The organism is Stenotrophomonas sp. SI-NJAU-1 (assembly GCF_020883215.1).
Lineage (GTDB): Bacteria > Pseudomonadota > Gammaproteobacteria > Xanthomonadales > Xanthomonadaceae > Stenotrophomonas > Stenotrophomonas indicatrix.
In genome coordinates, this window is record NZ_CP086598.1 from 4056001 (window position 1) to 4069371 (window position 13371).

Consider the following 13371-nt stretch of genomic DNA (forward strand, 5'->3'; position numbering starts at 1 on the left):
CATGTTCCGCACACCCGCTTCCGCTAGGCTCGATCCATGGAACTGAGCAGCGAATTCTGGTGGTTCATCCTCATCGGCCTTGGCGCACAGCTGGTCGATGGTGCGCTGGGCATGGCATTCGGGCTGGTTTCTTCTTCGGTGCTGCTCAGCATGGGGCTGCCTCCCGCACAGGTCAGCGCCAGCGTCCATACCGCTGAAGTGTTCACCACCGGCGCGTCCGGTGTGTCGCATCTGGTTGCGGGAAATGTCGACAAACGCCTGTTCTTTCGTCTCGCGCTGCCCGGCGCTCTAGGCGGTGCACTCGGCGCGTACGTCCTGACACAGGTCCCTGGCGACCTGATCCGCCCGCTGATCTACCTGTACCTGCTGGTGCTGGCCATCATCATCCTGGCGCGCGCGGCCGGCCGCTGGATGCCCAAGGGCGAGATCCGCCGGGTGCCGGTGCTGGGATTCTTCGCTGGCCTGCTCGATGCCAGCGGCGGCGGCGGCTGGGGCCCGGTGGCCACCTCCACCCTGCTCGCCCGCGGTGGACAGGCCAGGACCACGATCGGCACCGTCAACGCGGCCGAGTTCGTGGTCACCTTGACCATTTCGGCCACGTTCCTGCTGTCGATGGGGGTGCAGCACCTGCAGATCGTCGCCGGCCTGCTGATCGGCGGCATGATGGCCGCGCCGGTGGCGGCGGTGCTGGTGAAGCGGGTGAAGGAACGCTGGGTGCTGGTCGCGGTGGGCGTGCTGGTGCTGGGCATCAGCCTGTTCCAGGTGGGCCATGCGCTGTTCGGATACCTGCACCGCTGACCGCTAGCCGGGCGTGGCCCGGCGCTACCCGCGTGGGATCCGGTAGTGCCGGCCGCTGGCCGGCAACCTCATGAACTCCGGAAACGCGTGCAAGGTTGCCGGCCAGCGGCCGGCACTACCGGGTCCCTGCCCGGCGGGCAGGCGGGATCGATTACGCCTTGTCGCCGCCGCGGTCCACGCAGCCCCAGTTGAGAATGCGGGTGCCGGCCGGCAGCACGCGGCGGAAAAACTCCACCTTGGCCGGCTTCGGGTTGACCACCACCGGCGCTTTCGCCGCCAGCAGCAGCGGAAGGTCGGCGGTGCTGTCGGAATAGGCGATGTCGATGTCGCCGTAGCCGCGCTCGCGCAGCATGCGCATCTTCTCTTCGTTATGGCAGTGGCGGGTCGGCCCTACCCCGCCCAGACGCGGCCCCACCTCGGTTCCGATCACCGGCACGTCCTGGTGAGCGACGAAGGCCAGGATCGCGCGCGCCAGCTCCGGCGGCGCACCGGTGGCCACCACCACGCGGTCGCCCTTGGCACGGTGCGCGGCGAACACCTCCAGCGCCTGCGGCAGCAGCTTGGCGCGCATCTGCGCCTCGTTGCGCAGCACGTAGGCATCGATCACCTTGTTGAACTCACGCGCGCGGTGCAGCCCGAAACTGCCGATCCAGACATAGACCGAGATGCCGGCACGGCGGGTCGGCAGCATCGCCACCATCGGCCCGGCGATCGGGGTGACCAGCAGCGCCGCCAGCATCCGCAGCGGGTTGCGCTTGATCAGCGAGGCGAACAGGTGGGTGCCCGAATCGCCGTCATACAGGGTGTGGTCGAAGTCGAAGACCACCAGCGGCGCATCCTCGCGCGGCGTTGGATAGTGCGTTTTCATGCTGCGAAGAATAGCTGACGCAGACCCTCGCCCGGCTCTTCCACGCGCATGAAGGCCTCGCCGACCAGGAACGAGTGGATGCCGGCATCGCGCATCAACGCCACGTCCTGCGGGCCGAGAATGCCACTCTCGGTAACCAGCAGGCGGTCGCGTGGCACGGCCAGGCGCATGTCCAGCGTGGTCTGCAGCGACACCTCGAAGGTGCGCAGGTTGCGGTTGTTGATGCCGATCATCGGCGCCGGCACCTGCAGCGCACGCTCCAGTTCGTCGATGTCGTGCACTTCCACCAGCACGTCCATGCCCAGCGACATCGCCAGTTCGGACAGCGTGGCCAGCTGCGTATCGTCCAGCGCGGCGACGATCAACAGGATGCAGTCGGCACCGAGCACTCGCGCCTCATACACCTGGTAGGCGTCGATCACGAAGTCCTTGCGCAGCACCGGCAGCGTGCAGGCGTCGCGGGCCTGCTGCAGGTAGACGTCGGCCCCCTGGAAGAAATCCACGTCGGTCAGCACCGACAGGCAGCTGGCGCCGCCGAACTCATAGCTGACCGCGATGTCGGCCGGGCGGAAGTCGGGGCGGATCACGCCCTTGGACGGACTGGCCTTCTTCACTTCGGCAATCACCGCCGGATCGCCATTGGCCACGGCGGCCTGCAGCGCGCGCACGAAACCGCGCACCGGTGGCGCATCGGCCAGCGCGGCCTGCAGCTCCTCAAGCGGCCGCTGGGCGCGGCGCTGGGCTACTTCTTCGGCCTTGCGGGCCAGGATCGTCTGCAGGATATCGCTCATCGTCGTCGGGTCGGTGCTGGGGCGGTGAGGACGACCATTATCGGCCATCGGGTGGGTCAGGCTGAACCGCGCGCTCAGGCAACCAGCGCGCGGGTGGTATCGACGTACTGCTGCAGGCGGGCACGGGCGCTGCCGTCGGCGATGACCGCGCGGGCACGGGCCAGTCCGTCGCCGATATCGCTGGCTACGCCGGCCACGTACAACGCTGCGCCCGCATTCAGCGCGACGATGTCCAGCGCCGGACCCGGCTCGTTGTCGAGCACCGCGCGCAGCATGGCAATGGATTGCTCCGGGCCGTCCACGCGCAGGTTGCGGCTGGCCGACATGGCGATGCCGAAGTCTTCCGGATGGATCTCGTACTCGCGCACCTTTCCGTCGCGCAGCTCACCCACCAGGGTGCCGGCGCCCAGCGAGATCTCGTCCATGTTGTCGCGGCCCCAGACCACCATCGCACGCTCGGTGCCCAGCTCGCGCAGCACGCGCGCCTGGATGCCCACCAGGTCGGGATGGAACACGCCCATCAGCACCGACGGTGCGCTGGCCGGGTTGGTCAGCGGGCCGAGGATGTTGAAGATGGTGCGCACCCCCATCTCGCGACGGACCGGCGCCACCACCTTCATCGATGGATGGTGGATCGGCGCGAACATGAAACCGATGCCGGTCTGTTCGATGGCTGCGGCCACCTGCGCCGGCTGCAGCTCGATGGCCGCACCCAGTGCCTCGACCGCATCGGCGCTGCCCGACTTGGACGACACGCTGCGGTTGCCATGCTTGGCCACGCGCGCGCCGGCGGCAGCGGCGACGAACATCGCGCAGGTGGAGATGTTGAAGGTATGCGAGCCATCGCCACCGGTGCCGACGATGTCGACCAGGTGGGTGGTATCGGCTACCGGCACGGCCAGCGCGAATTCGCGCATCACTGTCGCTGCGGCGGCGATCTCGTCGATGGTTTCCTTCTTCACGCGCAGGCCGGTGAGGATGGCGGCGGTCATCATCGGCGAGACATCGCCGCGCATGATCTGCCGCATCAGGTCGACCATTTCGTCGAAGAAGATCTCGCGGTGTTCGATGGTGCGTTGCAGGGCTTCCTGGGGGGAGAAGCTCATCGGAATACTCCTTGGATCAGGCAGCCGGGCGCTGCAGGAAATTGCGCAGCAGCGCGTGACCATGCTCGGTGAGGATCGATTCGGGATGGAACTGCACGCCCTCCACCGGGAACTGGCGGTGGCGCAGGCCCATGATCTCTTCGATCGAGCCATCCTCGTTCTCGGTCCAGGCGGTCACTTCCAGCGCGTCGGGCAGGCTGTTCTTGTCCACCACCAGCGAGTGGTAGCGGGTGGCCTGGTAACCGTCCGGCAGCCCGGCGAACACGCCCTTGCCTTCATGCCGGATGGGCGAGGTCTTGCCATGCATGATGTTGCCGGCGCGGATGACCGTGCCGCCGTAGACCTGGCCGATGCCCTGGTGGCCCAGGCACACGCCGAGGATCGGCGTGGTCGGGCCCAGGCGCTGGATCAGCTCCAACGACACGCCCGCTTCGTTGGGCGTGCACGGGCCGGGCGAAATGACGATGCGTTCGGGCTTCTGCGCGGCGATCTCGTCCACGCTCATCGCATCGTTGCGCACCACCTTCACTTCGGCACCCAGCGTCTGCAGGTACTGCACGAGGTTGTAGGTGAAGCTGTCGTAGTTGTCGATCATCCACAACATGGTCAGGTTCCGTCGCTTATCAGGAAAATGGCGTACACGTTTTCGGTGTAGGTGATAGGGCCGGCTTCGATGGATTCGCGACCGCGCGAGCCGGTTGCCTCGACGCTCGTCTGTGCCGGAGCTGGCGGGCTGGGCGGGGTGACCATGTCAGCGCTGCGCGGCCAGCTGCCTGCCTGCACGCCGTAGGCGAAGTTCGGGGCCACGTCGGAGATGCTGTAGAGGCCGGTGATGCGCGCGCCATAGGCCCCGGCAAGCTGCTTGGCGGAGGCGCGTGTCTGCGTTGCCGCTTCAGCCTTGAGTTCGCCACGCAGTGCTGCCTCCTTCGAATAGCCGGACCGCATGCTGCTGATCTGCAGGTCATCGCTGGCGTCGACCGCGCGCAGGAAGGCCTGCAGGTCGCCGGTGGTGCCGAAGCTGCCCTTCAGGCGCCGGCTTACCCGCGTGCCGAGGTATTCCTGCTTGCCCTGCACGCTATAGCGGTAGTCCGGCTGGATGGTCAGATTGTCGGCCAGCACGCTTGCCGGCAGCGCATGGTTGCGCCTGAACGCAGCCAGCACCGCCTCGACATTGCCCTGCACGCGCGAGCGCGCGACATCCGGCTGCAGATCGGTGGACTTGACCAGCAGTTCAACGGTGAACCGGTCCGGCATCACCGTTCGCGCGCCCTCGCCCTTCACCAGCAGGTGCGGCTGCGAGGGAATGGTGTTGGCCTGCGCCCAGGCAGCCGGGGCGGCTGGCAACAGCAGCGACAACCACAGCGATGCACTCAGCAGCTTCATCGTCTACTCCTTGCTGGAAATGGGCTCGGGCAGGCCGGCGGCAACCAGGTCGGCGGCATGCCGCTTGGCCAGTTGCTGGCCCATGTAGCGCGCGTAGCCCAGCGACAGGTGATGCTGGTCATAGAAGGCCGGCTCGCCGTTGGCCTCCATCACGCAGCCCTCCATCGCATTGCCACCGCACAGCAGTTCGTACTTGCTGATGTACAGGTACGGCAGCGACTTCACCTGCGGGATGGTCGACTTGGCGCGCTCATCCGGGTTGAAGTAATTCACCAGGTCAGGGCGTTTGCATGCATCGAAGCTTCCGTAGCGGTTGTAGAGCGACGCACAGTCGGACGTGGTCTGCAGGAAGGAGCCGATCGCAATGATCTTCAGCTGCGGGTTGCGCGTCTTCAGGATCTCCAGGATCCGCCACAGATCGGCGGCAACCGGGTCAAAGCCCTGGTGCGTGTTGTAGACGACCACGTCCAGCGCCTGTACCAGACGATCATCGTCGAGTGCGGCGAAGCGGGTATCGCACGCCAGTTCGGGCGTGGGCGATGCAATGCGATCCCGCTCCAGCACGACCTTGCAGTCATTGACCGTGCCGAAATTGATCAGGTTGACGCGACGGTCATGCCCGTAGATCTGCGCGAAGGCGTTGAAGCCATCGGGCTCATGCGAATTGCCGAACAGCAGCACCTGCACCGGTCGATCCATGGGGCAGCGCGCTGGATCCTGCAGCGACTGCACGTTGCAGGCCGCGGCAAGGCCTTCGAACCGGCGTCCCTTGCCGGCTTCGATGTCGGCGGCCGCCAGCGGCTGGAACACCGGCGCCTGGGCGTGTGCTACAGCGCCCTGGCCAAGGGCGCTGGCCGTCGTGCCCGGCCCCACCCTGCCGGGGGTGAAGTACTGGTAGCGCCAGACCATGCCGTTGGATGCCAGTACCGTCACACCCAGCGCACAGCAGAACAACGAGACGCCGAGCGTACGGCCCACCAGCGCCCCCTTGGGCGCTGCCGGATCGACATAGCGGAAACGCACTTCGACCCAATGATGCAGCGCCACCGCCGTCAGCAGCGACAGCACCACCATCAGGCCGAACTGCACCGGCCACGGCGAGTGCGGCATGAACTGGGTGACGAAAACCACCACCGGCCAATGGGTCAGGTACAGCGAGTAGCTGATCTTGCCGAACCATACCGCCAGCGGGTTGGCCAGCAGCAATGTGGTAGCGCGCGAGCGGTTCGATGCGATGACCAGCAGCGTGCCCACGCAGGGCGCGATGGCGTTGGTGTACGGGAACACATCGCCTTCCACCAGGGTGATGATCGAATGGACGATCAGCGCCGCGCCGACAGCGAACATGCCTTCATGCAGCCAGCGCGACGACGGCAGCCGCGCGGCGATGAAACAGCCGGCTGCGCCGATGGCGAACTCGAACACGCGGAACTGCGGCAGGAAGAACAGATCCGACGCGAACCCCAGGCTCTGCCCGGCCACGGCCAGGTGGTTGGCCAGAAAACTGACGACCCCTGCGACGACGATGCCCCAGGCGATGCCGCGGCGGCCGCCGAACCGGTAGCAGAGGAACAGGAACGCGGGCCAGACCAGGTAGAACTGCTCTTCCACGCTCAGCGACCAGGTGTGCAGCAGGGGCTTGGTCTGCGAGGCCGCATCGAAGTAGCCGCTTTCCGACCAGAACAGCAGATTGGATACCGACAGCGCCGAGGCCAACAGGGACTTGCCGTACGCGACCAGATCGGCAGGAGTGAGGCTGAGCACGGCCAGCACGGTGGTCGCCAGCAGGGTGGCGATCAGCGCGGGCAGGATGCGCCGGACCCGACGCGCGTAGAAATTGCCGAAGCGGAAACCACCGGTCTCCACCAGCTCACTGCGGATGATGGAGGTGATCAGGTAACCGCTGATCACGAAGAAGATGTCCACGCCGACATAGCCACCGCCCAGTCCAGGCACGCCGAAGTGGAAGAGCAGGACCGCCAGCACTGCGACGCAGCGCAGTCCATCGATGTGCGGCATGTACCGGGAAGTGGCGCTTTTCATGATCTGCAGAAACCCATTCAAGTGGGCGCGGCGCATCCCATGCACCGCGTGACGGACAGCCTTGGACGACGGGGAGAGGTTACAGGCCCTTGGCGGCCTGGGCGACGGCGCGGAACAGCGCGCGGCCCTTGTTCATCGTCTCGTCCCATTCCTTGTCCGGGTCCGAGTCGTAGACGATGCCGGCGCCGGCCTGCACGTACAGGCGGCCATCCTTGATCACCGCGGTTCGGATCGCGATCGCGGTATCTGCATCGCCGTGCCAGCCGATGTAACCGATGCTGCCGGCGTAGACATTGCGCTTGATCGGTTCCAGTTCGCGGATCACTTCCAGCGCGCGGATCTTCGGCGCGCCGCTGACCGTACCGGCCGGGAAGGTGGCGCGCAGCACGTCGGCGTAGCTCAGGCCCGGCTGCAGCTGCCCGGTCACTTCGCTGACGATGTGCATGACGTGGCTGTAGCGTTCGATCACGAACTGCTCGCCCACTTCCACGGTACCGGCTTTGGACACGCGGCCGGCGTCGTTGCGGCCCAGGTCGATCAGCATCAGGTGCTCGGCGCGTTCCTTCGGATCGGCCAGCAGTTCGGCCTCCAGCGCCTGATCCAGCTCCGGCGTGGCGCCGCGCGGGCGCGTGCCGGCGATCGGGCGCACGGTCACTTCGCCCACGCCTTCATGGGTATGCTGCAGACGCACCAGGATTTCCGGCGACGAGCCGACCACCTGCAGGTCGCCGACATCGAGGAAATACATGTACGGCGACGGGTTCAGTGCCCGCAGCGCGCGGTATACATCCACCGGCCGCGCCTTGAACGGCACGCTCAGGCGCTGGCTGAGCACCACCTGGAAGATGTCGCCGGCACGGATGTACTCCTTGCTGCGCTGGACCGCATCGACAAAGCCCTCGCGGGTGAAACCGGAAACGAAGTCGGACTCGTCCAGCACATCGCTGGTGAGCGGTGCCGGATAGCCTGCCCCCGGCGCGCGCAGCCTGGCCGCCAGCGCGTCCAGGCGCGCCTGCGCCTGCTCGAAGGCGCCCGCTTGGCGCGGGTCGGCGTGCACGATCAGGTACAGCCGGCCCTTCAGGTTGTCGAACACCGCCAGCTCATCGGAGTGCAGCAGCAGGATGTCCGGCGTGCCCAGTTCGTCGCGGCCGGCCGGCGACGCCAGGCGCGGCTCGATGTAGCCGATGCACTCGAACCCGAACCAGCCGACCAGGCCACCGGTGAAGCCCGGCAGGCCTTCCAGCTTCGGCACCGAGTGGGCGCTGCGCAGCGCCTCGACCTCGGCAAACGGATCGGCCACCTCGCGGGTTTCCACCACCTGGCCGTGCTCGCGCACCGTCAGGGTGTGGCCGTGGAAGGCGTACACACGGCGTGCCGGCAGGCCGATGATCGAGTAACGACCAAAGCGCTCGCCGCCTTCGACGGATTCAAACAGGTAGGTATTGGGGCCGTCGGCGAGCTTCAGATAGACCGAAAGCGGCGTGTCCAGGTCGGACAGCACTTCGCGGACAACGGGAATATGGGTGTGGCCTTCAGCGGCCTGCTGCTGAAACTGGGCGTGCGAGATCAAGACGACTTTCCTTCCGGGACACAGCGTTATGGGAGCGGACGACGGCAACAGGCCACCATCGCCACCAACGGCGTGCGGAAGAAAGGGTATGCGGGGTCGTCAGGCTGGACACGCCTTGACTGTATCGCAGCTTTGGCCGCAGGGAAACCCTTTGGCGACGGGCGGTTTGTCTTCCCCCTGGCCCATCCGCCGTGCCTGCCCCCGGATTTCCTGTACCTGCTGCGGGACCGCGATCTCCCCGCTCCTGCTTGCGACCGGCGTCGATCGCGTCCCTCGGCCGGTCCTCGCGCGCTCAGCGTTCCGACAGCAACGCACAGTCATCGGGCAGGTGCATCCGTACCCTGCCCGACACGCAGTCGATGCGGAAGCGGCGCGCCTGTACCGGTTCGCCGTCCAGGTTCAACGTCAACGGCTGCGGTGCGTCGATCTGCAGCCACGGCAGCTGCGCGCGCGTGGCGACACGTTCCAGCGCCGCCTCCTTGCCGCCGGTCAGCATCTGCCCAAGGGTGGCTGCGACTTCACCCTCCAGTTCCGGCACCACGGTGACGTCCAGCAGGCCGTCATCGATCAGTGCCTGCGGGCACAGCTGCTGGCCGCCACCGGCCTGACGGCCGTTGCCGATGCCCAGTGCGATGAACCCGCCTTCCCACTGGAAGTCCGGCCCGATCAGGCGTGCGGTGATGGGTTCTATGCGGCCGAGCTTGGCGATGCCGGTGATGACATAGGCCAGGCCGCCGAGCATCTTCTTCAGCCCCGCATCGGTTTCCACCGTGACCTGGGTACCGAAGCCACCGCTGGCGAGGTTGGCGCACCACCATGGCTTGCCGTCGGCATCGACGCGCAGCAGGTCCATGGGGCGTGGGTGGCCGCCGGCAATCAGCGCGAAGGCCGCCTGCGGCTCCACCGGAATGCCCGCGGCGGTGGCGAAATCGTTGGCGGTGCCCATCGGCACCAGCGCCAGCGAAGGCAGCGCCTCAGCCGGCTCGTCGCGATGCGCCAGCGTCTCGGCCACCGCGCTCAGCGTTCCGTCGCCACCGGCCGCCACGATCACGTCCACGCCGTGATCGATGGCCTCGGCGACGTAGCGCTCGGCATCACCGTCTTCCCAGGTCACCCGCACTTCCAGCTGCACACCGCGTTCGCGCCAGTGGCCCACGGCCTCGCGCAGGTCATCGTTGCCTGCGGACTTGCCGTTGAGGATCAGGCGCCAGCGCGGTGTGCTCATGCGGTGCTTCCAGGTGAGGGCGGCACAGGCTAGCAACCGCGCGTTCGGGGCCAGTGAAAGGCATTGGCCACCGTTCAGGTCAGGGCGCTGGGCTCGCCCGCGCGGCATGTCATGCAGGTGTCATCGGCCACCGGGAGAATGGAAGGCCATAGCAGGGACGACGGATGGAGGCAGGATCAGCCTCCCACGCATGCAGCAGGGCCACGCCAGTGTTTGGCGTGGCTTTTTTTTTCGCTGTGCGGCGCTGCATATCGGCTTACAGGTAAGCCTCGATGGGACCGTGCAGGAGGCAGCTGTCGAAGGCATCGATGCTGCACAACATCGCCTCATCAATTGCGTACTCCTGCAACAGAAGCTTGAGCGCCGGAATTCCGGTCACGAGCCTGCGTTCCACCCGCGTCTGCGCGTCCTGCATGGCGTAGTCGTAGTCGAAGCCATAGGCGGTCTCGGTGAAGCGTGCAGCATGGGTGATCAAGCGCAGCTCGTAGGTGTCTTGTTCGCCAGAGATGACATGGGCGAAACAGCGCAACCCGGTGTACAACGAAGCCAGCTCCGCTGCCAGCGCCCATCCCTTTTCAAGCGCCGCGAATGGCCGCGGCGGCGGCGATGGGTGGCGGCGACGCCAAAGCATCATGGCGCGTTCCACGTCATGGCCAGCGGCCTGCAGCTCGATGGCGGCCTCGGCGACCCCCAACCCTGTGCGGTGCCCGTAATCGGCCACGAGCTGATCAACCACCAAGGCGTGCGCCTGTGACAGGTCACCGCCGGCAGCCTCCAGCGCCTGCCTGCAGACAGCAATCGAGGCCGGCAGCCGCTGTCGGAGTGCGGCAATGGCGTATTTCATCGGCACACCAGTCACCAGGACACGGACTACCCGGCGAATGCCTTCAGCGCCTCACCTTCCAACCGGAACACCGTCCACTCGTCCTGCGGTCTGGCGCCAGCTGCGGTGTAGAACGCGATGGCCGGCGTGTTCCAGTCCAGCACCGACCACTCGAAACGACCGCACCCTTCAGCAACGGCCTGGCGGGCGATGTACTTCAGCAACGCTTTGCCCGCGCCGGAGCCACGCTTTTCCGGGCTCACGTACAGGTCTTCCAGGTAGATGCCCTTGCGCCCCAGCCAGGTGGAATAGTTGTAGAAATACACCGCGTAGCCGATGGCTTCGCCGTTCGCCTCGCAGACCAGCGCGCGGGCGGTGGCGTCGGCGCCGAACAGGCTTTCGGCGATGCCGATCTCATCGGTCTGCACCGACTGCTCGGCCTTCTCGTAGATCGCCAGTTCGCGGATGAAGCGAAGGATCAGGCCGGCGTCGGCGACGGTGGCCGGGCGGATGTTCAGGAGTGCCATGAGCGGAAAAAAGGGGACGGAGGGGATTAAGCGAGCTTAATCCCCTCCGTCCGCATTTTGTCAGCGTGCCGCAGCGACGTTGGCGCGCATCTGCGCGATCACGTCCTGGTAGCTGGTCTTGGCGTTGAAGATGGCCGAGCCGGCCACGAAGGTGTCGGCACCGGCAGCAGCGATCTCGCCGATGTTGTCGGCCTTCACGCCACCGTCGATCTCCAGGCGGATGTCACGGCCGCTGGCATCGATCTTCTGGCGCACCACGCGCAGCTTGTCCAAGGCCGACGGAATGAAGGCCTGGCCGCCGAAGCCCGGGTTGACCGACATCAGCAGCACCAGGTCGAGGTCGTCCAGCACCCAGTCGAGGATGTCAACCGGGGTGGCCGGGTTGAGCACGATGCCCGGCTTGCAGCCCAGCGAGCGGATCAGCTGGATGGTGCGGTGTACGTGGCGGCTGGCCTCCGGGTGGAAGCTGATGTAGGTGGCACCGGCCTCGGCGAAGTCCGGGATGATGCGGTCGACCGGCTCGACCATCAGGTGCACGTCGATCGGCGCGGTGACGCCGTGCTTGCGCAGCGCCTGGCAGACCATCGGGCCGATGGTCAGGTTGGGCACGTAGTGGTTGTCCATCACATCGAAATGGACCCAGTCCGCACCTGCGGCCAGGACGTTGTCGACTTCCTCGCCCAGGCGGGCGAAGTTGGCCGAGAGGATGGAAGGAGCGATGAGGCAGTTGGACATGGCCGGGGCCTTCGGAACGGGGAAAGGGGTCTCCCGCCCGCAGGCGGGGCAATGGGGTCAGCGCTTGCGCAGGGTCTTGATGCGGTCGTAGGCGGCGTTGATGCGCCGCGACTTCTGCTCGGCCTGCTGCTGCAGCTCGGGGGCGGCGCCGCCCAGCTTGTCGGGGTGGTACTGGGAGATCAGCTTGCGGTAGGCGCGCTCGACCTCGGCATCGGTGGCCTCGGAGGTCAGCCCCAGCTCGCGGTACGGGTTCTCCTTGTTCAGGCGGAACCAGTCGCTGTCGAAGGCATGCCCCAGCAACAGGCCGACCACCGCGCCGAACAGCGGATTGGGCCGGAACAGCAGGGCGCCGGCGATGAATCCGAGCAGTTTTCCGTACCAGCGCATGGCGCTCCGGGGTCGGCCGACGAAATGGACGCTCATTTTACGTCACAGCGGGCCCGGACCGCTTTACACTAGGCCGCCCGCTGACCAGTTGCGGGCCCGCCGGGTCCCCTGGGCAGCCGTCTCGACGAAGCCCCAGGAGTGCCCGTGCCAACCACGCTGTTGCAATCCGATCTCCCCGGCCTGCCCTTGCGCCACCGCGGCAAGGTGCGTGATGTGTTCGATATCCCGCGCGAGCGGCTGCCGGCCGGTACCCCACCGGGGGACTACCTCTTGATGGTCGCCACCGATCGCCTGTCGGCGTTCGATGTGGTCCTGCCCGACCCGATCCCGGGCAAGGGCGAGATGCTCTGCCAGGTGTCCAACTTCTGGTTCGCCAAGACCGCGCACCTGATGCCCAACCACCTGACCGGCATCGATGTGGCCAGCGTGCTGCCCGAGGGCGTGGACGCGGCCCTGTACGCCAAGCGCGCGGTGGTCACCCGCAAGCTGAAGCCGGTACCGGTGGAAGCCATCGCCCGTGGCTATCTGATCGGCAGCGGCTGGAAGGACTACCAGCGCACCGGCAAGGTCAGCGGCATCGAGCTGCCCGACGGCCTGCGCCAGGCCGAGCAGCTGCCCGAGCCGATCTTCACCCCCTCGACCAAGGCCGCCGTTGGCGACCATGACGAGAACATCGACTTCGACGCGATGGTGAAGACGGTCGGTGCGGAAATGGCCGAGCGGGTGCGCGACGCGACGCTGCGCATCTACAAGTTCGCGGCCGATTACGCACGCGAGCACGGCATCATCCTGGCCGACACCAAGTTCGAGTTCGGTACCGACGCCGACGGTCGCCTGTACATCATGGACGAAATGCTGACGCCGGATTCCTCGCGCTACTGGCCTGCCGACGAGTACGAAGTGGGCACCAGCCCGCCGAGCTACGACAAGCAGTTCGTGCGTGACTACCTGGAGACGCTGGACTGGGGCAAGACCGCCCCGGGCCCGAGCATCCCGGCGGAGATCATCGAGCGCACCCGCGCCAAGTACGCCGAGGCGCTGCAGCGCCTGGCCGGGATCAGCATCGACTGAATCCCCTGCGCCCCCTGCCCGCGTGGCGGGGGCGTTCTGTATGC

General features: G+C 66.7%; 14 protein-coding genes. 2 read left to right on the forward strand and 12 right to left on the reverse strand.

All coding sequences use genetic code 11. The features are described 5' to 3' along the window. Positions 1-36: 36 nt before the first annotated feature. On the forward strand, positions 37-798 hold the full coding sequence (locus tag LMF57_RS18455) for a sulfite exporter TauE/SafE family protein (protein WP_117311584.1): 762 nt from the start codon (positions 37-39) through the stop codon (positions 796-798). Between the two features lie 151 nt (positions 799-949). Here LMF57_RS18455 and LMF57_RS18460 read toward each other — a convergent pair whose 3' ends face one another. The 12 genes from LMF57_RS18460 to LMF57_RS18515 form a co-directional block, all read right to left on the reverse strand. Beyond that, positions 950-1666 carry a haloacid dehalogenase-like hydrolase gene (locus LMF57_RS18460; RefSeq protein WP_025874617.1) on the reverse strand — a complete coding sequence of 239 codons (717 nt, stop codon included), beginning with the start codon at positions 1664-1666 and terminating at the stop codon, positions 950-952. Next, positions 1663-2457: an indole-3-glycerol phosphate synthase TrpC gene (gene trpC / locus LMF57_RS18465; protein WP_229290362.1), complete on the reverse strand. Its 795-nt coding sequence runs from the start codon at positions 2455-2457 to the stop codon at positions 1663-1665. The genes LMF57_RS18460 and trpC overlap by 4 nt, the downstream gene beginning before the upstream one ends. Positions 2458-2531: 74 nt before the next feature. After that, positions 2532-3563 (reverse strand): anthranilate phosphoribosyltransferase, encoded by a 1032-nt coding sequence (trpD, locus tag LMF57_RS18470; protein ID WP_025874615.1) that lies wholly within the window; start codon positions 3561-3563, stop codon positions 2532-2534. Between the two features lie 16 nt (positions 3564-3579). Further along, on the reverse strand, positions 3580-4167 hold the full coding sequence (locus LMF57_RS18475; protein ID WP_088101793.1) for an aminodeoxychorismate/anthranilate synthase component II: 588 nt from the start codon (positions 4165-4167) through the stop codon (positions 3580-3582). 2 nt (positions 4168-4169) lie between these two features. Then, positions 4170-4946, reverse strand: a complete 777-nt coding sequence (locus LMF57_RS18480) for an SIMPL domain-containing protein (protein ID WP_229290363.1) — start codon at positions 4944-4946, stop codon at positions 4170-4172. Positions 4947-4949: 3 nt separating this feature from the next. Further along, positions 4950-6989 carry an acyltransferase gene (locus tag LMF57_RS18485; RefSeq protein WP_162887705.1) on the reverse strand — a complete coding sequence of 680 codons (2040 nt, stop codon included), beginning with the start codon at positions 6987-6989 and terminating at the stop codon, positions 4950-4952. A gap of 79 nt (positions 6990-7068) precedes the next feature. Next, positions 7069-8559: an anthranilate synthase component I gene (gene trpE / locus LMF57_RS18490; RefSeq protein ID WP_117311591.1), complete on the reverse strand. Its 1491-nt coding sequence runs from the start codon at positions 8557-8559 to the stop codon at positions 7069-7071. A gap of 292 nt (positions 8560-8851) precedes the next feature. Further along, positions 8852-9784, reverse strand: coding sequence for a lipid kinase YegS (gene yegS / locus LMF57_RS18495; RefSeq protein WP_208081544.1), 933 nt, complete (start codon positions 9782-9784; stop codon positions 8852-8854). Between the two features lie 256 nt (positions 9785-10040). Continuing rightward, entirely contained in the window at positions 10041-10628 is a 588-nt protein-coding gene (locus tag LMF57_RS18500) for a hypothetical protein (RefSeq protein WP_208081543.1), read from the reverse strand. Between the two features lie 26 nt (positions 10629-10654). Continuing rightward, entirely contained in the window at positions 10655-11134 is a 480-nt protein-coding gene (locus tag LMF57_RS18505; RefSeq protein ID WP_208081542.1) for a GNAT family N-acetyltransferase, read from the reverse strand. A 60-nt stretch (positions 11135-11194) separates the two neighbouring features. Continuing rightward, entirely contained in the window at positions 11195-11869 is a 675-nt protein-coding gene (gene rpe / locus LMF57_RS18510) for a ribulose-phosphate 3-epimerase (protein WP_025874606.1), read from the reverse strand. A 57-nt stretch (positions 11870-11926) separates the two neighbouring features. Beyond that, entirely contained in the window at positions 11927-12256 is a 330-nt protein-coding gene (locus tag LMF57_RS18515; protein ID WP_025874605.1) for a DnaJ domain-containing protein, read from the reverse strand. Between the two features lie 144 nt (positions 12257-12400). Between LMF57_RS18515 and LMF57_RS18520 the strand changes: the two genes are divergently transcribed. After that, positions 12401-13327 (forward strand): phosphoribosylaminoimidazolesuccinocarboxamide synthase, encoded by a 927-nt coding sequence (locus LMF57_RS18520; RefSeq protein ID WP_162887706.1) that lies wholly within the window; start codon positions 12401-12403, stop codon positions 13325-13327. Positions 13328-13371 lie beyond the last annotated feature (44 nt).

Coding starts and splice junctions, on each gene's coding strand:
- LMF57_RS18455 (WP_117311584.1), top strand. CDS start 37: ATGGAACTGAGCAGCGAATTCTGGTGGTTCATCCTCATCGGCCTTGGC.
- LMF57_RS18460 (WP_025874617.1), bottom strand. CDS start 1,666: ATGAAAACGCACTATCCAACGCCGCGCGAGGATGCGCCGCTGGTGGTC.
- trpC (WP_229290362.1), bottom strand. CDS start 2,457: ATGAGCGATATCCTGCAGACGATCCTGGCCCGCAAGGCCGAAGAAGTA.
- trpD (WP_025874615.1), bottom strand. CDS start 3,563: ATGAGCTTCTCCCCCCAGGAAGCCCTGCAACGCACCATCGAACACCGC.
- LMF57_RS18475 (WP_088101793.1), bottom strand. CDS start 4,167: ATGTTGTGGATGATCGACAACTACGACAGCTTCACCTACAACCTCGTG.
- LMF57_RS18480 (WP_229290363.1), bottom strand. CDS start 4,946: ATGAAGCTGCTGAGTGCATCGCTGTGGTTGTCGCTGCTGTTGCCAGCC.
- LMF57_RS18485 (WP_162887705.1), bottom strand. CDS start 6,989: ATGAAAAGCGCCACTTCCCGGTACATGCCGCACATCGATGGACTGCGC.
- yegS (WP_208081544.1), bottom strand. CDS start 9,784: ATGAGCACACCGCGCTGGCGCCTGATCCTCAACGGCAAGTCCGCAGGC.
- LMF57_RS18500 (WP_208081543.1), bottom strand. CDS start 10,628: ATGAAATACGCCATTGCCGCACTCCGACAGCGGCTGCCGGCCTCGATT.
- LMF57_RS18505 (WP_208081542.1), bottom strand. CDS start 11,134: ATGGCACTCCTGAACATCCGCCCGGCCACCGTCGCCGACGCCGGCCTG.
- rpe (WP_025874606.1), bottom strand. CDS start 11,869: ATGTCCAACTGCCTCATCGCTCCTTCCATCCTCTCGGCCAACTTCGCC.
- LMF57_RS18515 (WP_025874605.1), bottom strand. CDS start 12,256: ATGCGCTGGTACGGAAAACTGCTCGGATTCATCGCCGGCGCCCTGCTG.